23 protein-coding genes and 3 pseudogenes are annotated in these 23,245 nt (G+C 70.2%); 12 read left to right on the plus strand and 14 right to left on the minus strand.

The features are described 5' to 3' along the window. Window positions 1-236: pseudogene (locus ACFYZB_RS40725) on the minus strand (NAD-dependent malic enzyme); the annotation flags it as partial. Window positions 237-876: 640 nt separating this feature from the next. Continuing rightward, on the minus strand, window positions 877-1,461 hold the full coding sequence (locus ACFYZB_RS40730) for a helix-turn-helix domain-containing protein (RefSeq protein WP_351211976.1): 585 nt from the start codon (window positions 1,459-1,461) through the stop codon (window positions 877-879). Window positions 1,462-1,622: 161 nt separating this feature from the next. Here ACFYZB_RS40730 and ACFYZB_RS40735 point away from each other — a divergent pair, with 161 nt between their 5' ends. Both ACFYZB_RS40735 and ACFYZB_RS40740 read left to right on the plus strand, forming a co-directional pair. Continuing rightward, window positions 1,623-2,582: an SDR family NAD(P)-dependent oxidoreductase gene (locus ACFYZB_RS40735; protein WP_388766966.1), complete on the plus strand. Its 960-nt coding sequence runs from the start codon at window positions 1,623-1,625 to the stop codon at window positions 2,580-2,582. A gap of 366 nt (window positions 2,583-2,948) precedes the next feature. Beyond that, window positions 2,949-3,713, plus strand: a complete 765-nt coding sequence (locus tag ACFYZB_RS40740; RefSeq protein ID WP_388766967.1) for an SDR family NAD(P)-dependent oxidoreductase — start codon at window positions 2,949-2,951, stop codon at window positions 3,711-3,713. Window positions 3,714-4,159: 446 nt separating this feature from the next. Here the strand turns inward: ACFYZB_RS40740 and ACFYZB_RS40745 are convergent, their stop codons facing one another. After that, window positions 4,160-5,209: an alpha/beta fold hydrolase gene (locus ACFYZB_RS40745; protein WP_388766968.1), complete on the minus strand. Its 1,050-nt coding sequence runs from the start codon at window positions 5,207-5,209 to the stop codon at window positions 4,160-4,162. 311 nt (window positions 5,210-5,520) lie between these two features. Between ACFYZB_RS40745 and ACFYZB_RS40750 the strand changes: the two are divergent. From ACFYZB_RS40750 to ACFYZB_RS40760, 3 genes and pseudogenes are all read left to right on the plus strand, one after another. Beyond that, window positions 5,521-5,634, plus strand: a pseudogene (locus ACFYZB_RS40750) (PAS domain-containing protein); the annotation flags it as partial. 63 nt (window positions 5,635-5,697) lie between these two features. After that, entirely contained in the window at window positions 5,698-6,294 is a 597-nt protein-coding gene (locus ACFYZB_RS40755) for an ATP-binding protein (protein ID WP_388767026.1), read from the plus strand. A 27-nt stretch (window positions 6,295-6,321) separates the two neighbouring features. Then, window positions 6,322-6,456, plus strand: a complete 135-nt coding sequence (locus tag ACFYZB_RS40760) for an ATP-binding protein (protein WP_388766969.1) — start codon at window positions 6,322-6,324, stop codon at window positions 6,454-6,456. 306 nt (window positions 6,457-6,762) lie between these two features. Here ACFYZB_RS40760 and ACFYZB_RS40765 read toward each other — a convergent pair whose 3' ends face one another. Then, on the minus strand, window positions 6,763-8,559 hold the full coding sequence (locus ACFYZB_RS40765) for a thiamine pyrophosphate-requiring protein (RefSeq protein ID WP_388766970.1): 1,797 nt from the start codon (window positions 8,557-8,559) through the stop codon (window positions 6,763-6,765). A gap of 1,144 nt (window positions 8,560-9,703) precedes the next feature. On the opposite strand from ACFYZB_RS40765, the gene ACFYZB_RS40770 reads away from it, so the two are divergent. From ACFYZB_RS40770 to ACFYZB_RS40780, 3 genes are all read left to right on the plus strand, one after another. Further along, window positions 9,704-10,006: a hypothetical protein gene (locus ACFYZB_RS40770; RefSeq protein WP_388766971.1), complete on the plus strand. Its 303-nt coding sequence runs from the start codon at window positions 9,704-9,706 to the stop codon at window positions 10,004-10,006. Between the two features lie 184 nt (window positions 10,007-10,190). Beyond that, window positions 10,191-11,447 carry an aminotransferase class I/II-fold pyridoxal phosphate-dependent enzyme gene (locus ACFYZB_RS40775; RefSeq protein ID WP_351211990.1) on the plus strand — a complete coding sequence of 419 codons (1,257 nt, stop codon included), beginning with the start codon at window positions 10,191-10,193 and terminating at the stop codon, window positions 11,445-11,447. After that, window positions 11,444-12,637 carry an MBL fold metallo-hydrolase gene (locus ACFYZB_RS40780; RefSeq protein ID WP_351211992.1) on the plus strand — a complete coding sequence of 398 codons (1,194 nt, stop codon included), beginning with the start codon at window positions 11,444-11,446 and terminating at the stop codon, window positions 12,635-12,637. Before ACFYZB_RS40775 ends, ACFYZB_RS40780 begins: the two co-directional genes overlap by 4 nt. Here ACFYZB_RS40780 and ACFYZB_RS40785 read toward each other — a convergent pair. Both ACFYZB_RS40785 and ACFYZB_RS40790 read right to left on the minus strand, forming a co-directional pair. Then, entirely contained in the window at window positions 12,600-13,211 is a 612-nt protein-coding gene (locus ACFYZB_RS40785) for a DedA family protein (RefSeq protein ID WP_388766972.1), read from the minus strand. The two genes, ACFYZB_RS40780 and ACFYZB_RS40785, sit on opposite strands and share 38 nt — an antisense overlap. After that, window positions 13,208-13,981 carry an MBL fold metallo-hydrolase gene (locus tag ACFYZB_RS40790; RefSeq protein WP_388767023.1) on the minus strand — a complete coding sequence of 258 codons (774 nt, stop codon included), beginning with the start codon at window positions 13,979-13,981 and terminating at the stop codon, window positions 13,208-13,210. Before ACFYZB_RS40790 ends, ACFYZB_RS40785 begins: the two co-directional genes overlap by 4 nt. A gap of 85 nt (window positions 13,982-14,066) precedes the next feature. Here ACFYZB_RS40790 and ACFYZB_RS40795 point away from each other — a divergent pair, with 85 nt between their 5' ends. Further along, window positions 14,067-14,504 (plus strand): hypothetical protein, encoded by a 438-nt coding sequence (locus ACFYZB_RS40795; RefSeq protein ID WP_351211996.1) that lies wholly within the window; start codon window positions 14,067-14,069, stop codon window positions 14,502-14,504. Between the two features lie 106 nt (window positions 14,505-14,610). On the opposite strand, the gene ACFYZB_RS40800 is transcribed toward ACFYZB_RS40795, so the two are convergent. The 4 genes and pseudogenes from ACFYZB_RS40800 to ACFYZB_RS40815 all read right to left on the minus strand — a co-directional run bounded on the left by ACFYZB_RS40800 (window position 14,611) and on the right by ACFYZB_RS40815 (window position 18,263). After that, window positions 14,611-15,126, minus strand: a complete 516-nt coding sequence (locus tag ACFYZB_RS40800; RefSeq protein ID WP_388766973.1) for a hypothetical protein — start codon at window positions 15,124-15,126, stop codon at window positions 14,611-14,613. Window positions 15,127-15,206: 80 nt separating this feature from the next. Then, entirely contained in the window at window positions 15,207-16,325 is a 1,119-nt protein-coding gene (locus tag ACFYZB_RS40805; protein WP_388767024.1) for an IS630 family transposase, read from the minus strand. Window positions 16,326-16,411: 86 nt separating this feature from the next. Next, a pseudogene (locus ACFYZB_RS40810) lies at window positions 16,412-17,414 on the minus strand (IS481 family transposase). A 138-nt stretch (window positions 17,415-17,552) separates the two neighbouring features. Beyond that, the gene (locus ACFYZB_RS40815) at window positions 17,553-18,263 is read right to left on the minus strand and encodes an SDR family oxidoreductase (RefSeq protein ID WP_388766974.1); all 711 of its coding nucleotides are present in this window, start codon (window positions 18,261-18,263) and stop codon (window positions 17,553-17,555) included. Window positions 18,264-18,351: 88 nt separating this feature from the next. Here ACFYZB_RS40815 and ACFYZB_RS40820 point away from each other — a divergent pair, with 88 nt between their 5' ends. Continuing rightward, a complete protein-coding gene (locus tag ACFYZB_RS40820; protein ID WP_388766975.1) occupies window positions 18,352-18,945 on the plus strand; it encodes a TetR/AcrR family transcriptional regulator in 594 nt (197 codons plus the stop codon). Window positions 18,946-18,948: 3 nt separating this feature from the next. Beyond that, entirely contained in the window at window positions 18,949-19,785 is an 837-nt protein-coding gene (locus ACFYZB_RS40825) for an SDR family NAD(P)-dependent oxidoreductase (RefSeq protein ID WP_388766976.1), read from the plus strand. Between the two features lie 190 nt (window positions 19,786-19,975). On the opposite strand, the gene ACFYZB_RS40830 is transcribed toward ACFYZB_RS40825, so the two are convergent. Beyond that, window positions 19,976-20,611: a hypothetical protein gene (locus ACFYZB_RS40830; RefSeq protein ID WP_351211998.1), complete on the minus strand. Its 636-nt coding sequence runs from the start codon at window positions 20,609-20,611 to the stop codon at window positions 19,976-19,978. A gap of 369 nt (window positions 20,612-20,980) precedes the next feature. Here ACFYZB_RS40830 and ACFYZB_RS40835 point away from each other — a divergent pair, with 369 nt between their 5' ends. Continuing rightward, window positions 20,981-21,484, plus strand: a complete 504-nt coding sequence (locus ACFYZB_RS40835) for an NUDIX hydrolase (protein WP_388766977.1) — start codon at window positions 20,981-20,983, stop codon at window positions 21,482-21,484. A 10-nt stretch (window positions 21,485-21,494) separates the two neighbouring features. Here the strand turns inward: ACFYZB_RS40835 and ACFYZB_RS40840 are convergent, their stop codons facing one another. From ACFYZB_RS40840 to ACFYZB_RS40850, 3 genes are read right to left on the minus strand one after another with little or no spacing between them, the layout of a single operon-like run. After that, on the minus strand, window positions 21,495-21,632 hold the full coding sequence (locus ACFYZB_RS40840) for a hypothetical protein (protein ID WP_388766978.1): 138 nt from the start codon (window positions 21,630-21,632) through the stop codon (window positions 21,495-21,497). Beyond that, window positions 21,629-22,138, minus strand: coding sequence for a hypothetical protein (locus tag ACFYZB_RS40845; RefSeq protein WP_388766979.1), 510 nt, complete (start codon window positions 22,136-22,138; stop codon window positions 21,629-21,631). Before ACFYZB_RS40845 ends, ACFYZB_RS40840 begins: the two co-directional genes overlap by 4 nt. A 20-nt stretch (window positions 22,139-22,158) precedes the next feature. Further along, window positions 22,159-23,238, minus strand: coding sequence for a MerR family transcriptional regulator (locus ACFYZB_RS40850; RefSeq protein ID WP_351212004.1), 1,080 nt, complete (start codon window positions 23,236-23,238; stop codon window positions 22,159-22,161). Between the last annotated feature and the right edge of the window lie 7 nt (window positions 23,239-23,245).

Raw genomic sequence — 23,245 nt, forward strand, 5'->3', positions numbered from 1 at the left:
TCGTTGCGATCATGCAGCTGTTCCAGATACACGTTCTTGGCGAGATCGCTGTCCTGAGCCCGCATCTGCTGGTAGGCACGTTGTGCCTGCCGCTCGAGCGTGAGTACTCCCGAGGGCAGGCGCCCGGTGAGGCCGAGCGCGTCCCTTTCCTCGGGCGTGAAGGCCACGCCGCGATTGCGCAGCGGATCGACGAGGACGCTCGGCGTCGCCGGGGTCTGCACGTGGCTCTCGGTCATGGGAAGCTCCCTGTGTGCGCATGCCGAGCCGGTTCTGACCGGGGTGACTGCGTCGACACGCTCCATGCCGCGGCGGTCGAAGAGGAGCCGGGGACGCGGACGTGCGAAGCCCGTCACACAGACAGCAGGTGCGGCCATCGCCACGAAAGTCAGGCGAGAGCGCGCCTCGATCGGAACCAGCGGAGGTCTGAATGGCTCCGGGCCGGCGGAATATGGAGGTCTGAGGCTGGCGTCCCCACCCGGGCGGTGCCGGCACCTGCGCCGCCCGGCGGGCCCGCCGCACATCGCGATAGACGCCTCGTGGGTGCCAGGGTCTGAGTTCAGGCTAACTACCGGCCGACGGACTGCGCGACTTCCCGTGGGTAGTTGAACTGGAAGGCAACGGTGAGAGCACCGCCGGCCGTCGCGGGCCTCAGCCCGGATGCCGCCGCCATGACCCCCACCACAGCCTCCCCCGCGCAGCGATCTCGCGTGCCCGTGTGCGCGAAGGAGAGGCGTCGTATGCCCGGACCAGGACCGGCTGCATCGGGCGAAGGCGGGAATGGGGCGACGGGCGATCCCGCGAAAGGGCAGCGGTCGAGAGGCGCGCTCCACGCCTGGCGAATCTGAGGGCGACCTGCCCGGCGGCCGCCTGATCGCGTCAGTTCCTCACGATGCCGTGCAGGAGCAGGTCGATGAGCCTGGTGGCCAGGTCGCGCTGCTCCTCACTGGCGGCCATGAGGCTGATTCCGCCGAGGGCCATCAGTACATCCCGGGCATCGACGCCCGGCCGCGCCGCGGACTCGGCTTGTGCGGCGGTGAGGAGGTGGGCGATGGCGTCGGCGAGCAGGGCCCGGGTCTGCAGACGCTCGCTCTCGTCGGTCAGCACCACGGCCAGCGCGTCGGCCATGCCCTGCTTGGCAGCCATGAAGTCGATGAATCGCTCCATCCAGGTCCGCAGAGCGTCCACCGGTGACCGCGTGGCGGTGAGGTGCGGTGCCACCTCGCACAGGCGCTGTACTTCTTGCCGATAGACCGCCTCGATCAGCAGTTCCTTGGACGGGAACCGGCGGTAGAGCGTGCCGACGCCGACGCCGGCCACGCGGGCGATGTCCTTGACCGAAGCGCCGGCCCCCTCGCGGGCGAAGGCGGCCGCTGCCGCCTCCAGCAGCCGGTCCTCATTGCGCTGCGCGTCCGCGCGCAGCGGCCTGCGGGGCCGCACCGTGTCCCCCTCGTGGCCAGTCACTTTCGACTCCCTTCCTGCCACACTTGCAACCGGAACCGGTTCCGCTTAGTCTCGAAGGCGAACCGGAACCAGTTCCGGATATGAGGGTACGACGGCCCCTGCCCCCGCGCCACCGGCCGTGTACTCGAACGCACCATTCCACCCTCTTGCTGGAGAATCCCATGCCCGACAACCTCGTCACGACCCCGTTCGGCGCACAGACGACAGCCGCCGAGATACTGGCCGGCATCGACCTGAGCGGCCGGCGAGCCATCGTCACCGGGGGCGCCTCCGGTATCGGACGGGAGACCGCGCGCATCCTCGCCGCCGCCGGCGCCGAGGTGACCATCGGCGTACGCGACCTGGCCACGGGCGCGACGGCCGCCGAGGAGATCACGCCGGCAGGCGGCCCGGGAACGGTGCGCGCCGCGCTGCTCGACCTCGCCGACCAGGCCTCCGTGCGCGCCTTCCTGGAAGCATGGCAAGGACCACTGCACATCCTGGTCCTCAACGCCGGCGTGATGGCTTCGCCGCTGGAGCGGACGAAGGAGGGCTGGGAGACGCAGTTCGCCACCAACCACCTCGGCCACTTCGCCCTCGCCGCCGGCCTGCACGGCGCCCTGGCGGCGGCCCGCGGCGCACGCGTGGTCGCCGTGAGCTCGGTCGGCCACGTAAACGGCGACGTGCTCTTCGACGACATCCACTTCGAACGGCACCCTTACGACCCCTGGGCGGCCTACAGTCAGTCCAAGACCGCCAACGTTCTGTTCGCGGTCGAGGCGGGCAGCCGCTGGGCGTCCGACTCGATCACGGTCAACGCCCTGAATCCGGGCCGCATCACCAGCACCCGGCTCGGCCGCCACATCGGGGACATCTCCAACAGCCCGTCCTCGTTCGATGCCACCAGCACCGACGTGTCCTGGAAGGACATCGAGCAGGGTGCGGCGACCTCGGTGCTGCTCGCCGCCTCCCCGTTGGTCGAGGGTGTGACCGGCCGGTACTTCGAGGACTGCAACGAGGCCGGCCCGCACCGGCCCGGTGTGCGCCGGGGAGTGGCCGCTCACGCCGTGGACCCGCGGAGCGCGGCCCGCCTGTGGCGGATCTCCCTCGACATGGTCGAGGCCGCCGCCGCGAAGGTCTGACGACGCCGTCACCCGCCACCACCACGAGCACCGCCGCGCCCGGCATGCTTCCCGGGCGATCCCCCACCACGCCTTCCGGCCGGACCTACGACCCCGTCGCGACTCCACCCCTCGACCCCGGCACCGAGCACAGTGTCCGCAGGGACCGTGCGGCGCCGCAGCGGGCCGAGTGAGGCCCTCGGTGCTCGCCGCAGCACCCTGACCGAACACGTCCGTGACACCGCCGCGTGGCCCTTCATGCCCGAGCCACCGCTTGCCCGGATCTTCCGTCCGTGAAGTCACCGGCTCGAATCCGTTCCGACCCCGTTCAACTCGTTCCGATCCGACTCGGTTCGCATCAACTCGACCTGAACCAAGGAGACAGTCATGTCCACACGTCTGCAGGACACCGTTGCTCTGGTGACCGGCGCCAGCAGCGGCATCGGCGCGGCGACCGCCCTGAGCCTGGCCGCGGAGGGCGCTGCCGTCGCGCTCGTCGCCCGGCGCCGTGACCGGCTCGAAGAGCTCGCCGAGAAGATCCGCGCCGAGGGCGGGACGGCGCTCGCGGTGGAGGCCGACATCACGGAACAGGACCGGGCGGCGGCCGCGGTTGAACGTGTGGTGGCACAACTCGGCCGCCTGGACGTCCTGGTGAACAACGCCGGAGTGGGCATGCCCGGACCGGTCCTGAACGCCCCGGCCCAGGAATGGGAGCGCATGCTGACGGTGAACCTGCGGGGCCTGCTGCATGTCACCCACGCGGCGCTGCCGCATCTGCTGCGCGCCGCTGAGGACTCCCCTCGCCGCGTCGCCGACCTGGTCAACATCAGCTCCACCGCCGGGCGTGTGGCCCGGCCGGGCACGGCGGTCTACAGCATGACGAAGTTCGGCGTGAACGGGTTCACCGAGGCCCTGCGCCAGGAGGTCATGCGACAGCGAGTGCGCGTGAGCGTGGTCGAACCGGGGACGGTGGACACCGAGTTCGTCACCCACACGCGGGACGAGATCAGGGCGTCACTGGACCAGCAGCTGGCCGGGATGGAGATGCTGCGTCCCGAGGACATCGCCGACGCGGTCGCCTTCGTCGTCACGCGCGACCGCCGGGTGTCGGTCAACGAGGTCCTCGTACGCGCTGCCGATCAGACCTGGTGAAATGGTGAAACCCGTTACGGCGCACCCCCCGGCGGCAGATCTCCCTCGGCGTGCCCGCGACCGCCGCGACAGCCGTCCGACGGCGCCGCCCCACCATTCCTCCCACCGAACGACCCGGCGACCGGCCGCCCTGAGGAGATCAGGGCGGCCCGTCTTAAGGAACAGACAGACATATGGAACAGGAATTCGAAAGCACTACGGCACCTGTCACCGACGGCGGCACAGGAATCGGCCGGGCCTGCGCACTCGCCCTGGCCGCAGCGGGCTGCACCGTGACCGTCGCGGACGTACGGTGGCGACACTCGAAGAGACCGTACGCGTGATCGACCAGGCCGGCGGTGCGTCCCGCTACGTCCAGTGTGACGTCGGCGACGAGGATTCGGTCGCACGCGCCGCCCAGGTGGCCGTCGGTACCTCGGGGGGCCTGGACTTCGGCGTCAACGCGCTCACAATCCATCGACTTCTACGACAGCCGCCGCGAAGGCCTGCGGGGCCTCCTGTGGAACGTTGTGTCCTACGGGCAGGGTCCGGTGTGCGTACTTTCCCGTGAATTTCTTACGATAAGCCGATCCGTTTCCCGGCGGGGTGAACGGGTCGTGCGCTCCGTCTATGGTGATCGTAGGCACCCCGATGACGGGTGCGGTGGCAAGACGCTTTTCGAGGGCGTCGTACCGGGGCTCACCTTTTGTGAGGCCAAGCCGCCAGCGATAATTGTCGATCACGATGCTGACGTAATCCGGGTTCTGGAAGGCCGCTGCCGTGCGGTCGAAGGTGGCTTCGCTGAAATTCCATGTCGGAGAGTTGAACCGCCACACCAGTTCGGCCAAGTCGTGTCGGTACTTCTCGAGGCCGAGCACGCCTCTTTCGGTGGCGAAGTAGTATTGATACCACCAGGCCCATTCGCTCTTCGGCGGCGACGGCATCTTATTGGCTTGGACATTCACGATCAGGTAGCCGGTCACGGATATCAGCGCCTTGCAACGCTCTGGCCAGAGGGCCGCGATGATGTCACCAGTCCGTGATCCCCAGTCATATCCGGCGAGGATGGCCCTCTCGATCCTGAGCGCGTCCATCAGGGCGATGATGTCAACGGCGAACGCCGACTGTTGGGCATTCCTGGGCGTGCTGCTTGAAAGGAATCGCGTCGTGCCGTGACCTCGCAGATAAGGGACAACCACCCTGTATCCCTTCGCCGCGAGCAAAGGCGCGACCGCGACGTAGCTGTGAATGTCGTAGGGCCAGCCATGCAGAAGTATGACCGGCTGCCCGTGCGCAGGTCCGGCCTCGACATACCCCACGTTCAGATCGCCGGCGTTGATCTGTTTCACGGGACCGAATGATGTGCGTGTGACGGAGTTGTCTGCGGGGTGAGTCACGTGTCCTTCCGAATCGGACCGCGCGCTGCCGGCCATTCCGAACTGCGCCGTCGCCGCAGCGGCGGCGGCAGCGGCGCCAAGAAAGTGGCGACGACTGTGGGTGAGCCCGGGTATCTCCATCGACGCATCTCCTCGTTGAGGCGGCGCTGGCAGGCCACCCGGGGTCCTCACGACGGCACCCTCGTACTGACGCTTCCTCCCTGCCATGCAACACGCGTCACAGTGGTGGCGCATCACGCACTGCTCCGCCGGAGTGATACGAGCCCCCGGCACGTCAGTGCCCGGCCACGGAGCCGAACCACGGGAACCGGAGCCGAAGATGCGCGACCTCCCGGTCGTACCGGCGGCAACGCTTGGTGCGGATGACACGGCTGTCCCGCCGAGGCGGGCCCCTGCTGGCAGGGGCAGGCTGGGAGGTGGAGGTGGTTGGGATGGCAGGCGTTCCGCTGATGGTCGTGGACGGTGCGGGCGTCATGCTGCGGTGGAGCAGCCAGGCGGAGACGTTGCTGGGGCGGCCGGCGGATGAGGTGGTCGGGAGGTCGGTCACGTCACTGTTGTCCCGGCTTGCAGATGCGACTGCTCCGGCTACAGGGCCATTGCCCGAGGAGATGGTGCTTCACGACGCCGGCGGCCGCGTGGCCACTGGCGACCTGCGGGTTCGGCCACTGCTGCGACACGACGGGGTTGCCGGACTGCCCGACGGACCGCCTCTGGGCAGCGCCGAGGGGCCACCTTTCGCCCAGGGCACCCTCCCGCTGGCCGAGAGCAGTGTCCTGGCCTTCCACACCAACTCCCTGCTGCCCGGCTACCGCGCTGTTCTCCCCGGCGACCCCGGCCCGCTCGGGCAGGGACTCACCGCCTCCGGCCGGCCCCTGGAGGAGATATGCGACGACGTCCTCTACCGGCTCCATGACCATCCGCGCCCGGGCGACCGCGTCCTCCTCCTCGCACGCACCTACGGCCTGGCCGCCGACCACGTCGGTACCTGGCATCTCGACCACCACCGGTCAGCGGCCGGGACCGCGCGCGCACATGCTCAACGCCGGCTCAGCGCATGGGAAGTGGACGACGACACCGCCTACGCGACCGAAGTGATCGTCAGTGAACTGGTCACCAACGCCGTACGGTACGGAGCCCCGCCCCTACTCCTGCGGATCATCAAGGACCGCGCCCTCACCTGCGAGGTCCACGACAGCAGCAGCTAGGCACCGCACCTGCGCCACGGGCGCACCGTGGACGAAGGCGGACGCGGCCTCTTCATCTGCTCGCAACTCGCGCAGCGCTGGGGAACTCGCTACAGCGCCGACGGCAAGACCGTCTGGACGGAACAAGTCCTCAAGCCACGGCCCGACAGCCGTACCGGGTGAGCCCGAGAGGCTGTCGACCGGGTGGTACGCCGGCCATTGCTCGGCCCTCCAGGCGGCGATCCTCGCCACCGTCCGGCACCGGTCAGGCGAGCAGGAGGCGGCCGGGCCGGCATGCGACACCGCCTCCAACGCACGCAGTCGTCCCGCGTGGAGCGTGCAACGGCACCGCCGGTGCCCCTGGAAGCGGGGCCCGTCACCCTCCTGAAGCCATCGCCCGCCGCCACCGGTTCGCCGGCATCCGGGCCACCCCGAACCGCCGGGCCCCTCCCGGCCACTGGCCCCGGCTTCGATCAGGTCCACAGTGGGCTAGCTCTTGTTCCTGCCGGGCAGGAACTCCTGCACCTTGGCCTTCAGGCCCTGCTTGACCATCGATCCCCGGTCGGCATCCCCCTTCAGGATCGACGCCGCCGTCGCCTCCATCTGCTCCCAGCTCGCGTGCGGCGGGATCGGCGGTACGGCGGGATCGGTGAGGAACTCGATCACGCACGGCCCGTCGGCCTCGAGAGCCGCACGCCAGCCCGCCTCCACGTCCCCCGGCTTCTCCACCCGGACGCCGGTCAGACCCAGCGAGCGGGCGAACGCCGCGTACTGCACGTCCGGGATCGCCTGCGACGGCAGGAACGACGGGGCGCCCTCCATGGCGCGCATCTCCCAGGTCACCTGGTTCAGGTCCTGGTTGTTCCACACGCCCACCACCAGCCGCGGATCCGACCAGCGGTCCCGGTACTTCGCCGCCGTGATCATCTCCGCCAGGCCGTTCATCTGCATCGCGCCATCACCGACCAGCGCGAACACCGGCCGGTCCGGATGCGCGAACTTCGCGCCGATCGCGTACGGCACACCCGGCCCCATCGTCGCCAGCGTCCCGGACAGCGAACCGCGCATGCCCGGCCGCATCGTGATGTGCCGCGCGTACCAGTTGGCGACCGAACCGGAGTCGGAGGTCAGGATCGCGTTCTCCGGCAGCAGTGGATCCAGCGCCCGGGCCACGTACTCCGGGTTGATCGGATCGGCCGACAGACCGGCCCGCCGCTCCATCACCTCGTGCCAGCGCCGTACGTTCGCGCACACCGTGTCCTGCCACTCGCGCCCGCCCCGGTCGCCGTCCAGCAGCGGGATCAGCCGGCGCAGCGTCGCCTGCGCGTCCCCGACGAGGTTCACCTCGTACGGGAAGCGCATCCCGATCATGTGCGCGTCGATGTCGATCTGCACCCCGCGCGCCTTGCCGAAGTCCGGCATGAACTGCGTGTACGGGAACGACGACCCGATCGTCAGCAGGGTGTCGCAGTCCCGCATCAGCTCGTACGACGGCCGGCTCCCCAGCAGCCCGATCGGCCCGGTGACGTACGGCAGTTCGTCACTGAGCACGTCCTTGCCGAGCAGCGCCTTCGCCACCCCCGCGCCGAGCAGCTCGGCGATCTCCTGCACCTCCGCGACCGCGCCGGCCGCGCCCTGGCCCACCAGGATCGCCACCTTCTCGCCCGCGTTCAGCACGTCCGCCGCCCGGCGCAGCGCCTCGTCGGTCGGGGTCATGGTGTACTCGCTCATGCCCATGCTGGAGGGCACCATCTTGAACTCGTGCGTCGGCGGCGAGTAGTCCAGTTCCTGGACGTCGGCGGGGATGATCAGGGCGGTGGGGCAGCGCCGGGCGTAGGCGGTGCGCATAGCCCGGTCCAGCACGTTCGGCAGCTGCTCGGGCACCGTGACCGTCTCCAGGAAGTCCGAGGCGACGTCCTTGAACAGCGTGTGCAGATCGACTTCCTGCTGGTAGGAACCGCCCATCGCGGACCGGTTGGTCTGGCCGACGATGGCCAGCACCGGCACGTGGTCGAGCTTGGCGTCGTACAGACCGTTGAGCAGGTGGATCGCGCCCGGTCCCGACGTCGCCGCGCACACCCCGACACGGCCGCCGAACTTCGCGTACCCGACCGCCTCGAACGCGGACATCTCCTCGTGCCGGGACTGGATGAACCGCGGCCTGTCCTCGGCCCGGCCCCACGCGGCGAGCAGCCCGTTGATGCCGTCACCCGGATAGCCGAAGACCTCTTCCACACCCCAGGCGCGCAGGCGCTCGAGGACGTGGTCGGCGACCTTGGTGCTCATGGAGGACCTCCCCGGTGCGGTGAGTGAGCGTGCGATGCGTACGCAGGCGGTGCGTACGAAGCGGACGATCCGGTCAGCGCATACCGAGTCACCGGCACAGGGGACGGAAAACCTCCCTGGGCATCGGCGGACGGAGAGGGCCGGGTGGGTGGCGGGTGCTGGAACGGCGGGGGCGAGCGGTGGGCGCCGGAACCGCCGGGTGAGCGCAGGCATGGAACGGCAGGGCGCCGCAGGCATGGAACGGCCAGGTAGGTGTCGGACATGGACACGGCCGCGACACGGCCGCCGCGGTGGCGTCCGTGGAGCCGGGCGCAGCAGGCGGTGCCGGAAACCGCGCGCCGGCTGTTTGTCACCCGGCCGGGCGTCCCCGTCCCGCGAATGGGGTCCGGCCGCGCGCGCCGCGCCGCCGCGCGGGCTGTCATGGCAGCGAGGGCACGCCCCGCGCCGCCGTGCGGGCAGGGCCCCGCGCCGCCGTACCGGTGCCCGATGTACCGCCCGTAACCGGACTCCGGCGTACCCCCGTCACCGACCGATCCGCCGTGCCCGCCGAGGAGCCCGTTCCATGCGCCGCACCGCTCGTGCCCTGTCCGTCGCCTTCTTCGCCGGTGCCGTGTTCGCCCTGGCCGGGCCCGCCGCCTCCGCCGCCGACCCCCCGTCCCCGGCCCTCACCGCCGCGCCGACGGGCGTCCCCAGCCCGTGCGCCGCCCCACAGCAGTGCGGCGCGTCCCACGACAGCCCCGCCCCCTGCCCGTCCGGCGGCCCCTGTCAGGACAGCGGCGGCTGCCACAGCCCCGAGCCCTGCCCGCGCCCCGACGTCACGGGGTGCGGTGCGGGGCAGGCGTGCCCGGGCGGCGCGACGTGTAAGCCGGGGGAGGTCTGCCTGGGCGGCGCGACGTGTAAGCCGGGGGAGGCGTGTCCGGGCGGCTCCGCGTGTAAGCCGGGGGAGGCGTGTCCGGGCGGCTCCGCGTGTAAGCCGGGGGAGGTGTGCCTGGGCGGCTCCGCGTGTAAGCCGGGGGAGGTGTGCCTGGGCGGCTCCGCGTGTAAGCCGGGGGAGGTGTGCCTGGGCGGCTCCGCGTGCAAGCCGGGAGAGGCGTGCCCCAGCCGGACGCCGTGCAGTGATGCCGATCGGTGTCGCGGGGCGGCCGTGACTGCCCCGACGCCGGAGCCTGTGCCGACGGCGGCCGGGGGGTGCACGCAGGGACACAACGAGCCCTGCCTTGCCGGTCACGCCTGTGGCAACGCCGACGGCCGGTCGGCTCCCTACACCGACGGCTGCGACCCGGCCACCGTCCAGCACGGAGTCGAGGCCGGCGCGGGAGGCAGCTTCACCGACTCGGTCCCGGCCCTCGCCGCCGGCGCCACCCTCATCGCCGCGGCCTGCGGCGGAGCCGGCTACCGGCTGTACGGCCGCCTGCGCCCCGCGCGGGGCCGGTCCACCGACGTGTAGTCACCCTCATGGAGTGCCGTCCGGCGGGTACACACCCTCCCGAGGGCACCTGTAGGCGACCCCCACACCAATGGACAGCACAGGCCACGGACCACAACACAGCTCACGACGACACAGCCCGCCCGTCCCGGCCACCCGGCCCGGACCGGCGACACCCGAGCACCAGGACCGCGCGGAGGCGGACATGCGGCGGACGGACCCCGAGGGCCACGGCCCCGTCCGCTACGGCCCGCCCCTGCCGGGCGACGGCCTCCCGGTGCTCCCCGAACTCACCGCCGTACTCGCCGCAGCGGCGAGCCGCGCCGACGCCCAGCCCGTCGGTGGTGCCCCCGCCCTCCTCGAAGCGGCCTGCGGCTACTGGACCCGGCGCGGACTGCCCACCGTCCCCGACCACGTGGCCGCAGGCCCCGGCGCCCCCGCGCTGCTGCTCGCCCTGACCGCCGCACTCGTCGGCGACAGCGCCGACGTCCTCGTACCGCGCCCCTGCGCCGCCTGGTGGGCGCCGTACGCCCGGGTGCTCGGCCGGCCCGCCTACCACGTGCCCACCCCCGCCGAGGGCGGTGGCGTGCCCGACCCCTACGCCTTTCTGGAGACCGTCCGCCGGGTCCGCGCCGAGGGCGGTGACCCGCGGCTCCTCGTGCTGTCCGTCGCCGACGACCCGACCGCCACCGTCGCCCCGCCGGAACTGCTGCACGAGACCGTCGAGGCCGCCACCGCCGAAGGACTGCACCTGGTCAGCGACGAGACCTGGCGTGACACCCTGCACCACCCCCACGACACCGTGCTGCTCAGCCCCGCCGAGATGCAGCCCGACCGGGTCACCGTCGTCACCGACCTCGCCGGATCCCTGCTGCCGGCCGGCTGGCCCGCCGCCGTCGCCCGCTTCCCGGCCACCGAATCCGGACGGCACCTCCACGCGCGCGTGCTCGACATCCTCACCGGGCTCGGCGCCCGCATCGCCGCGCCCGTCGCCGCCGCGGCCGGCTACGCCCTCGACGAACCCCCGCCCGTCACCGAGCGCCGCGAGGCCGTCGTACGGCTGCACGCGCGTGTGGCCGCCGCCGCGCACGCCGCCGTCGTCGCCGGCGGTGCGCTCGCCCGCCCACCGCAGTCCGGCCGCCACCTGTACGCCGACCTCGGCCGGCTGCGCGAACCCCTCGCCGAACGAGGCGTCGGCGACGCACAGGAGTTGGAGGACCTCCTCACCGCCCGGCTCGGCATGCCCGCGCCCGGCGGCCACCGTTTCGGCGACGACCTCGGGGCGCTGCGCGTACGACTGAGCACGGGCCCCCTGCTGGGCGGCACCGACGAGGAACGCGCGGAATGCCTCACCTCACCCGTGCCGTTGGAACTGCCACATGTGCAACGCGCGTTGATCTCCTTGACGTCGGTCCTCGACGATCTCCGCGACGACGCTCAGCGACGGGAGCCTCCTCGATGACGCAGCAGACGCACGAGCCCGAGACCCATGAGCCCGACACGCACTATTACGAAACGCACGAGCCAGGATCGGCCACGACGACCACCGCGCACCCGACGACCGCACCTCCTCGCCACACCGCCGCAGCCACCCCCCTGGCACCCCCTTTCCCCCCGCTGGCCGAGCCCCGCCCCCTCGGCGAACACCGCGTGTGGCCACGCACCTTCCACGACCGGCTCACCGCGCCCCTGCCCGGCCTCAAGGCCCTCGCCCGCTTCGCCCGCGAAGGCGCCGTACGGCCAGGATCCGACGGTCTCGCGGACGTCCCCCGCCTGCCCTGCGCCCCCGCCCCGCTGCCCCGCGTCGACACCCGCACCCTCGCCGTCACCTGGGCCGGACACGCCAGCTGGGTCGTGCGGATCGGCGGCCTGACCGTGCTCACCGATCCTGTCTGGTCCCGCCGCATCCTCGGCACCCCGGCCCGCATCACCCCCGTCGGCGTGCCCTGGGACACCCTGCCCCGCGTCGACGCCGTCGTCATCAGCCACAACCACTACGACCACCTCGACGCTCCCACCCTGCGCCAACTCCCCCGGGACGTCCCGGTGTTCGTACCGGCCGGCCTCGCCCGCTGGTTCCGTCGGCGCCGCTTCACCTGTGTCACCGAGCTGGACTGGTGGGAGGGCGCCGAACTGTCCGGCGTCCGCTTCGACTTCGTCCCCGCCCACCACTGGTCCAAGCGGACCCTCACCGACACCTGCCACAGCCTCTGGGGTGGCTGGGTGCTGACCGACGCCCACGGACAGCGGCTCTACTTCGCCGGCGACACCGGGTACGGCCACTGGTTCTCCCGCATCGGCCGCCGCTACCCCGGCATCGACCTCGCCCTCATGCCCATCGGCGCCTACGACCCCCGCTGGTGGCTCAGCGACGTCCACTGCGACCCCGAGGAGGCCGTACAGGCCACCTTGGACCTGGGGGCTCGCCGCATGGCCCCCATGCACTGGGGCACCTTCATCCTCTCGGCCGAGCCGGTCCTGGAACCGCTCACGAGGGTGCGGGCGGCGTGGGAGAAGGCGGGGTTGGAGCGAGAGGACCTGTGGGATCTGCCGATCGGCGCTTCAAAGGTGCTCGACCGACGCCCTCGACTGCCCCCGACCGACCCCGACGGCGCTACCGAAACCACCGCACCACACTCGGCGTCGCGCTGATCACCACGGTCAGCCCCACCGCCACCACGACCCCCTCCCACGGCTCTGCGAACAACGACCCACCCAGAATCCCGATGACCTGATACGTGGCCGCCCACGCCAGACACGCGGGCAGGTTCCCCTGAGAGAACCGCCTGAGTGGCCAATCCGCCATCAGACAGGCCAACATCACCGGTATGCGACCGGCCGGCACGAGCCGCGACAACACCAGCACCGCGGCCCCGTGCTCGGCCAGCTTCTCCCGTGCCTGCGCGGCCCGCTCCTCCGGTGCCCGCGACCGTATCGCCTCCAGCCACCGCGACCCGTTCCGCGACCGCGTCCCGCGCCGCCCCAGCCAGTACAGCGCCGCATCCCCCAGGAACGCGGCCAGTGAGGCCGTCAGGAACACCCAGGCGAGCGCGAACGGCACGGACTGGTGGAAGGCCACCACCGCGGCCGAACTCACCAGCGCGCCCGTCGGCACCACCGGCACCAACGCCCCGATCAGCACCAGCAGAAACAGCGACGGACAACCCACCGCCTGCTGGGTGGACTCGCTCGTCACGGCTCTCGACGCGTCGGCGAGCCACGTCACCGCGCGACCTCCAGCCGCACACTCTCGCCGTGCCCCAGCCTGTGCACCGCCACCCCCGGCGCCGCCACGGCCGCCAGCCGCGCGAACTCGTCCCCCGGCGCATGGAACTCGTGCGGGCGCACCGCGTCCATCCCGATCGGCCAGTACGTCCCGTAGTGCACCGGCACGGCCGCCCGCGGCGCCAGCCGGGCCAGCGCCCGCGCCGCCCGTCCCGCGTCCAGATGCCCCGCACCGAGATACGGCCCCCAGCCGCCCACCGGCAGCAGCGCCACGTCCACCGGACCGACCCGCTCGGCCATCGCGTCGAACAGCCCGGTGTCCCCGGCGAAGTACGTCCGCGCCTCACCCTCCACGACATAGCCGAGCGCGGGCGAGCGGTGCGGGCCCACCGGCAGCCGCCGACCGTCGTGCAGCGCCGGCACCACCCGCACCAGCAGCTCACCGAGCCGCACCACGTCCCCGGGCACCACCTCCATGACCCGCATCCCGCCCAGCCGGCGCAGAGCGGGCACCGCCCGAGGTGCGCCCCGGGGCACGAGCAGGCGCGTGCCCGGGGCGAGCTCCGTCAGCGAGGGCGGATGGAGGTGGTCGGCGTGCAGATGGGAGACGAGCACCACGTCCGCCCGGCGGGCCTCGGCCGGCGGCGGGGCACCCCGGCGCCGCCGCAGATGCGCCAGTCGGAGGGCGAACAGGGGGTCGGTGAGCACCCGTATGTTCGCGTCCTGGATCGTGCAGGTGGCGTGACCCCACCAGGTGATCTCCACCGGCACCCTCTTCGCCTCCTTCACGCGACTCCCCGAAGCCTACGGGCAGGAGTAGGGTCGGCGGCGAAACCCGGAGGTGAGGGGGGACGCCATGGGAGAGCTGCGGGGTACCTCCGACATGCCTGCGCCCGCGCCGGTGCGGGTCATCGCGATCGCCAGCCTGGCCCCGCTGGAGGAACTGGAGAAGGACCCCTTCCTCGTCGACTCCCGCAGCCAGCACGCCATGTGCGCCCGCTGGGCAGCCGAACGCGGATACGTCATCGCCCGGGAACTCCTCGTCGGCGGGGTGCGCTTCGACCACGGCGCGCTGTGGGACGGTGTCCGGCCCGGAGTGGACGTGTTCGTCGCGCCCAGCCTGCGCGTTCTCCGGCGCGCTCTCTCCTCGGTCGAGGCGTTCACCGCCGAGTGCGCGCGCCGGGGCGTGCGTGTGGAGACCGTCGGGCGGGCCGAGCCGTCGTACGACGCGCAGATGAAAGCTCGCGTGCATCGCCGGCTGTCCATGCCGACGGCCGGCTACGACGGCCGCTAGTGCTCTGACCGGGAAGGTTCGCCGGAATGCCGTTGGTGGAGCTCAACCCGGTTCCGGCGTCCGTGTAGTTCCGTCGGGCGTGCCTTGCACCTGGGCCGTCTGGCGGTCAGTGTGTGAAGTGTTGATCCGACGGGTCGAAGTGGGGGATCTGGGCCAACAACTCAATGACCTTGGCCTCCCCATGCGCCAAGGCCCATGTGCGGATCTGCTCCGCGGCTGCGCTGTAGCGCTCTGCAACCCCGTGCAACGGTAGGACGACTTCGGCGAGCACTTCCCCCTCACCGAGGCCGAAGTCAGAGCCTCCGTCGTCCGCGGGCGTCGCATGGCGGTCGTCCACTGCCGCAACCCGCACACGACGGAGTGTGCCGGGAGTGTCCGGCAGCGGGATGAGCTTGACGAAGTAGGGGCCATCGAAGAAGTAGAAATCGCCGACGCTGCCTTCGAGGGCGGTGGCGACCGCGTGTCCCATCGAGCCGAGCACGGAGAGCACTGCGTCCGTCCAGCCAGCCTCCGGAACCGTCTGGTCCCCTAGCGTCAGCCACACCGGGCCGTCGACAAAGAGGGGCTCGCGGGAATCGATCTTGAGCCGCTCCGGAATGACCTGCACGTCGAACAACGCCATCGCTCCCGCGTCTACGCTGCCGCACGCTGCGGCTTCGCTGAGGGTAGTGCCATGTCCGGGTAGTTCGCAGAGCTGTTCAGTCAGCTGGCGCGGGCTGGTCGACCGCCCCAGCGAAGGCCCTTCTCGCTGCGGATACGAGCACGCTCTTTCCGCTGGGCGGCAAACACGTCCGGGTGGCGGGCGTTCTTGTTGCGCCAGCGGAGGTAGGCGTGCAGGGCCCGGGTCTGGACGGTGTGGTTGCGGTGGTTGGAGTTCGCAACGGTGAACTGCCGCAGTGGCCCGAAGTGGGTCTCGATCGGGTTGGCCCAGGACGCGTCGGTCGGGGTGAAGCACAGCTCGACGCGGTTCTTCTTCGCCCAGCGCCGGATTGTCTCGCCCTTGTGGGCGGACAGGTTGTCCAGGATGACGTAGATCGGGGCGCCGTCCGGGCGGGCCGCCCGGATCGAGCGGAGGGCGGTCAGAGTGTTGTTGGCGCCCTTCTTGCGGCGGTTGACGCCCCACAGGGTGTCGTCGCCGATCGAGTAGCAGCCGTGGAAGTACCGGACGCCGTGGGTGCGGTGGTAGGTCGCGGGGTGCCGTTCGGGACGACCAGCGGGAGCCCAGCCGGAGCCGGCCGTGGGCCGGATGCCGAGCGGACCGAACTCGTCGAACGCGAACACCCGGTCCGGGAAGCGGTCCAGGACCTGCTCGATCCGGTCCAGCTTGGCGTCGCGGTCAGGGTCGGGCGACTCCTTCCACGTCTTGGTGCGCTGGAAGGTGATGCCGCGGCGGGCCAGCAGGCACCGTAACGCCTCGCGGCCGATCCGGATCACGCGGCCGTGCACTTTCCGCAGGTAGGCGGCGAGCTTGCGGATCGACCAGCGGGTGAATGGCTGGCCGAGCTTGGTCGGGCGGGTGGTGGCCGTCTGGACGACGAAGTCCTCGTCGTCAGGGCTGAGAAGGCGGGGACGGCCTCCCGCCCACCGAGGGTCCAAGCAGGCCAGGCCGATCTCGTTGAACCGGTGGATTACGTCGCGGACGGTGTCCTCGTCCGCCTGGACCAGCTTCGCGATCACCGGGACCCGGTTCCCGCCAGCCGAGGCCAGCAGCATCATCGCGCGCCGGTACCGCACCGAACTGGTGCTGCCCCGGCGCACGATCTGCTGCAGCTTCTGCCCCTCCTGGTCGGTCAACCTGCGCGCACGGACAGGCTCAGCCACCACACCGCCCACGGTCGGATCCACGGACATCACCACACATCCAACCGCCCGAACCACCAACCCGGCGAACCATCCCGGTCAGAGCACTAGCTGTAGGAGGCCACGACGTTGGTGACGTGGTCGGCTAGCCGAGAGGCCGGTGGCTGGCCCCCCTGCTCCGCTGTGGGGGCGGTGGTAGTTGTAGTGGACGTTCCAGACGCCGAGGGCTGTGCGGCGTTGATCTTCAGATAGCCAGGTGTGGGCGTAGAGGAATTCCTCGGCGATGATCCGGTTGTAGCGCTCCACCTTGCCGTTGTGTCGCGGGGTGTAGGGCGTGATCCGCTGGTGGCGTGACCCGAGGAGTGCTCGGGCGAACGCGTTGGCGCGGTAGCAGGCTCCGTTGTCGGTGACGATCCGTTCGATGTGGGTGATGCCGTGGGCGGCGAACCATGCTCTCGCCCTGTGCATGAACGCGATGGCGGTTGCTGCTTTCTCGTCGGGCAGGGCCTCGGTGTAGGCGAGTCGGCTGAACCCGTCGACGGCGGAGTGGAGGTAGATGTAGCCGCCGCGCCCACTCTTCTTCTTGCGACGCTCGACGTTCTTGGCCTGTTCGCTGCCGCGCCCGTGGGCTCTCCAGCCGCCGCCGTCAGGGATCCGGCCGACCTTCTTCACATCGACGTGGACCATGTGCCCGGGGCGGCGCGCGTTGATCTTCCGCGGCTCCCGGTTCGATTGGCCGTTCGGGTCGATGAACTTGCGGTGGTTCAGCCCGAGCGCGAGCAGGTGCCGTGACACTGTGCGGCAACTGATCGTGACGCCCTCCGTCTGGAGCTCGAAGGCGATCCGGGACGCTGGCCATTTCTGGCTGCGGCGGAGGTCCTAGATCCGGGCCACGACAGCGGCGTCTGTCGCGGTCGGCCGGCGGCGCGGGGTTGAAGGGAGATCGTGCAAGCCCAGCTCACCGTGGCGGCGGTAGCGGTTGACCCACTTCGACGCGCAGGCGCGGGATATCCCCATCTCCGCTGCGACGTGTGCGATCGGCCGCGTCTTGCATCGCTCGACGAGTCGGCGGCGTCCTTCGATGGATAGAGGTGCGTTGGCGTGCGTCACGAGAAGGCTCCGTAAGGCGGCGCGGAATGGGGCCGCGAGCAGCGGCTCGCGGCCCCGTTCCGCATGCAGGCCATCACTTGCTCGCCGAAGCCGTTCCGTGTCACCACGGTGCGGCGGCTGGGCAATGGCGAAGAAGTGTCAGGCAGTCAGGCGTGCGCCGCCGTCTGTTTCGATGACGGTTCCAGTGATGTTGGGGTTGGTGGCCAGCAGCACGATGGCCTCGGCGACATCCGGGGCGGTGGCTATGCGCTTGGTGGGCAGGGCGTCGGCAGCCTGCTTGAAGAACGCGGATCGGTCCTCGGCGGCGAGTCCGTCCCACCAGGGCGTGTCGACGTATCCCGGCGAGACGGCGTTGACTCGGATCGGCGCCAGTTCGGCGGCGAGCGGTTGGACGAGCCCTTCGATGGCGGCGTTGAGCGAGCCGATCCCGGCGGTGCCGGGCAGGGCAGCCCTCGCTGTGACGGCTCCGACGAGGGTGATCGAGGCGTCCTCGCTGAGGTGAGCGAGCGAGGCCTGGAGTGCGGTGACGGTGGGCCAGTACTTCTCCTCGAACGCCTGCCGCAGGCCATCGAGCGGCAAGTCGCCGAGCGGGCCGGCGCCGCCCTTGCCGGCGAGGGTGATGACGAGGTGGCGGATCGGGGCGATCTTCGCCGCGAGCGCGGCGGCCGCCTCCGCATCGGCGGCGTCGAGCACGTGCCCGTGGACATCTCCGCCGATGGCCGCGGTTGCCCGGTTGAGCCGCTCTGCGTTTCGTCCGGCGATGTGGACCTCGTGTCCTCGGCTGGTGAGTTGTCGCGCGACCGCCAGGCCGACCCCCGACGTGCCACCGATCACGAGTGCAGTGGTCATGCTCACTCCTTATTTCGAGACGTGACGTCTCGATGAGCCTAGCCCATTCCTAGACGTGACGTCTCGATAATGGGTTAGGCTGACCCGTATGACCGGCGCTACGACACCCGCCCGCGGCCGCAAACGGAGCGAGCAGACGAGGCTCGCGATCCTCACCGCGGCCTACGAGCTCACGACCGAGGTCGGCTTCCCGGACCTCACCATCGAAGGCATCGCCGCCCGCGCCGGGGCAGGCAAGCAGACCGTGTACCGCTGGTGGCCCACAAAGGCGGACGTCCTGCTCGAAGCCCTGGCGCTCAAGGCAGATCTGAAGGTCTCAACCGCGGACCAGGGTTCATTCGACGCGGAGCTGGACGCGTTCCTGCGTGACTCCGCCGCCCTGATGGCCTTTCCAGGGGTGGTCCCCGTCCTGCGCTCCTTGATGGCCGAGGCGCAGCGCGACGCAGACTTCCGGCGCCGCTTCCAGGACGGCTTCCTGAGCAAACGCAGGGCCGCGCTCGAGACCATCGTCGAGCGGGCCGCAGCCCGCGGCGACAAGCCCGCTCACCTGACGGCAGCCTTGGTCGCCGACCTGGTGTTCGGCCTGATCTGGTACCGGGTCCTCGCCACCGAGCGCCTGCTCGGCCAAGACGACATCACCGCCATCCGACGACTGCTGAACGAACACCCCGGCCAGGAGTAGCGCATGCCCAATCGAACCATCGTCATCACCGGAGCAACGGACGGGCTGGGCCGCGCACTCAGCGGCGCCCTCGCACACCGGCCCGCAACGACGCTCATCCTCCACGGACGCAACCAGAGCCGGCTCGACGAACTGGCCACCACGCTGGCCGATGCACCGGCCTCGATCCACACGGTCCGGGCCGACTTCTCCGAGCTGACGCAAGTGCACCGCCTTGCGGACGAGATCACCGAGTTCACCGATCACATCGCGGTACTGGTCAACAACGCCGGCATCGGCGGCGGCGAACCCGACGGAACAAACCGCCGACTCACCGTCGACGGGCACGAGCTCCGCTTCGCGGTCAACCATCTCGCCCCGTTCGCGCTGACCCAGCGCCTGCTGCCGCTGCTCGACCGCGGAGCCCCCGCCTGTATCGTCAACGTCGCTTCGATCGGCCAGGCCCCCATCAACTTCGACGACCCCACCCTCGAACACGGCTACTCGGGCACGCGCGCATACGGCCAGTCCAAACTGGCCATGATCACCACCGGCTTCGCGCTCGCCCGACAACTCGACCCGCGCCGGATCACGGTCAACAGCTTGCACCCGGCCACCTACATGCCGACCAAAATGGTCCTGGATTCGGTCGGTTACAGCATCGACTCCCTCGAAACCGGCCTGCAGGCCACCCTGCGCCTCATCCTCGCCCCCGAGCTCGACGGGGTGACCGGACAGTTCTACGACCGCACCCGTGCCGCAAGGGCACACGCCGATGCCTACGATCCGAGCATCCAGCAGAAGCTCTGGGACCTCAGCACCAGACTCACCAAGCGCCCTGGACGACCCTCGAAGATCTAACGGCACTGCCCGACACCCCGTTGGCGCCACCAACCTCATGGCCCGCAACAGTTAGGTGTCACCTTCCAGCGCTTGTTGTCATGAGCCCGAGCGCGATAGGTGCCGTATTGCACGACAACTGTTGTCCTTTCGCATCGAAGCTGTCAGATTCTCGCTCGTTCTCGTTCGCTCTGGCGGATTCTCAGGGATCTCAGTCGTCATCGGAGATAGGGAACATCTCGGCATAGGGGTCCGGCTCACCGGTCAAGGGGTCCAGTCCGGCGACGAGTCGGCGGCGCTGCTCGCGCCAGCTGACGAAGGCTCCAGGACGTCCCCAAAGTGACGCGTCACCGAGCGGGCATTCGTCGAACTCCGCGAGCATCATGCGTGTGAGGAACTTGACCATGCCACAGTCGAAGATCGCCCACCGGGACTCGCCATAGGAAACCTGGCGCCGCCATGCCACCACAGGCCACTTGTCCGGGTCCGAGTCGGTCATGAGCCAAGCCAACTCGTTAGCGTTACAGCCGGAACCCCACGGCAGAACGGTCTCCGGGCCAGCAGATACGCCTGGCGCACCACCCTCCTTCTCCCACACCCAGCGAAGTCCCTCACTCATGGCTCCTATGTGGCAGTCGCTCAGACTGGGAACATCGACAGGCAGTGGCGGAAGGATGACCAACTCCTCGATGTCACCCACACCATAGGTGTCTATGAATGACATGTAGTCGCTCGGCAACCTCGTGCCCAACGCGGCCTCCGCAGCCGTCCAGTCCATACACTCTTCGCCCCGGTGTTCTGCGGGAACAATCCGGAGCAAAGCCTCTACATCAGGGTGAATGGTCATGATTCAGGCTCCTTGAGCGTGGCGGCCGCTCACCCTAACCCGAGGGCTCGGCAGCATCGGCAGGCGAACCGGCCATGACATGTCGGTCGGATCGTGAGACAGCTCGCCATCCAGGCCAGGCCTGGCTGAACAGCTCGTTGCGGGGGCGCCGCTTCCGTCAAAGCCAACTCGCCTGAGAATGACGCCCGCCGACATTCTCAAACCACCTGGCAACCCCGGCTGGCCAGAGACCCAGCAGTTGCCAACTGGGATGAGACGGGACAACTGTCGTCATCCGGGCCCGGCCTTCATGCCCAGGTGGCTCTTTGGCCCGGTTCCGCGAGTCACCGGGAAGCGGCGTTGTCGGTGGGCTCTGCCAGGGTGTGCGTCATGGACGAACTGGTGGAGCTTGTCGACGATCAAGATCGTGTGCTGGGGATGGTGGTCAGCCGTCGGCAGGCCATCCGGGAGGGTTGGCTGCACCGGGTTGCCGTGACGGTGTGTCGTGATGATCGTGGCCGGATCCTCGTCCACCGGCGGTCGGAACAGGTATCGCGTTTCCCCGGGCTCTATGAGGTCGAGGTCGGTGGCGCCGCAAATGTCGGCGAGTCCTATGAACAGGCCGCCGCGCGTGAGCTGGCCGAAGAGCTGGGCATTCGTGCGCTGCCGCGCCTGCTGTGCACGTTCATCAACCGCAGCGGTTTGAGCCCTCACTGGCTCGGCGTGCACGAAGCCGTGGTGCCGGATGCCGTGGTCCCCGATCCCGATGAGGTCGCCTGGCATGGCTGGCTGACCGAGCCGGAGCTGCGGTCGGCCCTGCTGGAGTGGCGCTTCACTCCCGACAGCCACGAAGCCTTCAGCCGGTATCTCGCGTTCCGAACCGCGTCGAGGTGACAGCGGGCAGTCAGGCGTCAGGGTCGACTTCGGGGTACGTGAACCGCACGGGCTTGCCCAGCGACCGGTGCCGTTCCGTCAGCTCGAAGGCGATCCGGGACGCGGACCACGGCCCCTCGACGGTGAGGGGCGCGTTCCGGTGCGTCACGCAGTGGGACCGGGCGCGGAGGGCCGCTTGGCGGTGTCTCGCTGCGAGATCGCCTCTGCCACCTCGTCCAGGGCGATGCGTAGGAAGGCGCCGTATGCGTCCTGGGGGAGGTTGGGGGCGTGCTCTTTTGCCGCGTTGATGTGCTCGGCGGCCGCATCGAAGGAACCGAGCCGGCGGTAGTTGTCGGCCAGGTTGAGGTGGAGAGAGGGGTAGAACCCGGCGATGTGGAGGCCGGCGTGGTGCTCCTGGACGCGCTGTTCGGTCACGGCGTCGGCCGCGTCCAGGGCCCGGACGTCCCAGGCGAGGGCCTGGGCGGGATCTTCGTAGAGATCCGCCAGGTAGTGGGCGAGTGAGCAACGGTGCAGCGGGTCGCCGATGACGCCGATCGCCGACCACAGGTTCAGGAGCTTGTGGCGGGCGGAAACGATGTCGCCCGTCCGGCCTTCGACAACGGCTTGGCCGATGGCTTCCATGGTCGGGTCGGGGCTGGCAGGTGTGGTGGTCATGAGATTCCTCGTCGTCGTTCTCAGGCTGAGTGGTCGAACTTGATGGGCATGGCCAGGGTGGTGAGATCGCCGCGGTCGGCCGAGCGGATTGTGACGGGCCGGTCGTATCCCCTCAGGTCGAGCATCACGTCGGGGCCAATCGCCGTGCTCACGGCGGGATAGAGCGTGGTCATCTCGAACTGGATCTGGAGGGCCTCGCCCGTCACGGTGGCGGGGAGTGGGATGCCGGGGTGCTCGCCGTCTGCTGACCGGACGCTCACTCCGTGATCGCCGACGTGCAGCACGATGCGTTCGCCGGGGTGTTCTTCCAGGGCGCGCAGCAGCGGGTCCTTCGAGACCGTCGCGCGGGTGGTGGCTTCGCCCAGAGAGGCGAGCATCAGCCGGTGGTCGGGGAAATCCTCGGACAGCAACCGGCAGTGCCGGTCCTCCCGCTCGGGCATGCGCAGCCAGACCCCGTGCGGCACCGCTTCGATGCGGACCCGCGCACTGCGCCGGACCTCGGCGACCGCGGCCCGCAGATCGTCGCCGTCAACCGTGCCGGCCCACGCCTGGGACGGTGGCTCTGGCGGCACCAGGGTCCGGGTGGAGAGCCGGTATCGGTCGGTCGCCGTCAGGCCGATCGCCTCACGACTCGCCTCGATGTGCAGGCCCGCGAGCACCGCCATCCCCGGCTCGTGCGCGGTCGCGGTCGCGGTCAGGACCTGCTCGACCGCATCCGCCAGGACGGGGCCCTTCAGCGTGGCGATCAGCAGACCGGGCGCGTTGGCACCGAGCGCGGACTTGATGACACCAGCCTTCTGCAGTGCCGCAGCCGCATCCCCCACGATCTTGGCGACATGCTCGTCGAGCAGCCGTGCCGCCTCCTCGGCCTCGGTGTCAAGGACCGCCTCGACCGCAGCGAGAGGCATGGCGATCTCGCGGAGCTGACGCAGTACGGTTGCCCGCGCCAGCTGGTCGGCGGCGTAGTAGCGGTAGCCCGTGACCGGGTCTACTTCGGCAGGGGGCAGTAGCCCGGAGTCGGCGTAGAACCGCAACGCGCTGGAGGTCAGGCCACTGCGTTGGGCAAAGACCCCGATCGGCATCAGCTCGGAATTTGGCACCTCGCCA

The sequence above is a fragment of the Streptomyces sp. NPDC001852 genome (genome assembly GCF_042891825.1).
Classification (GTDB): Bacteria; Actinomycetota; Actinomycetes; order Streptomycetales; family Streptomycetaceae; genus Streptomyces.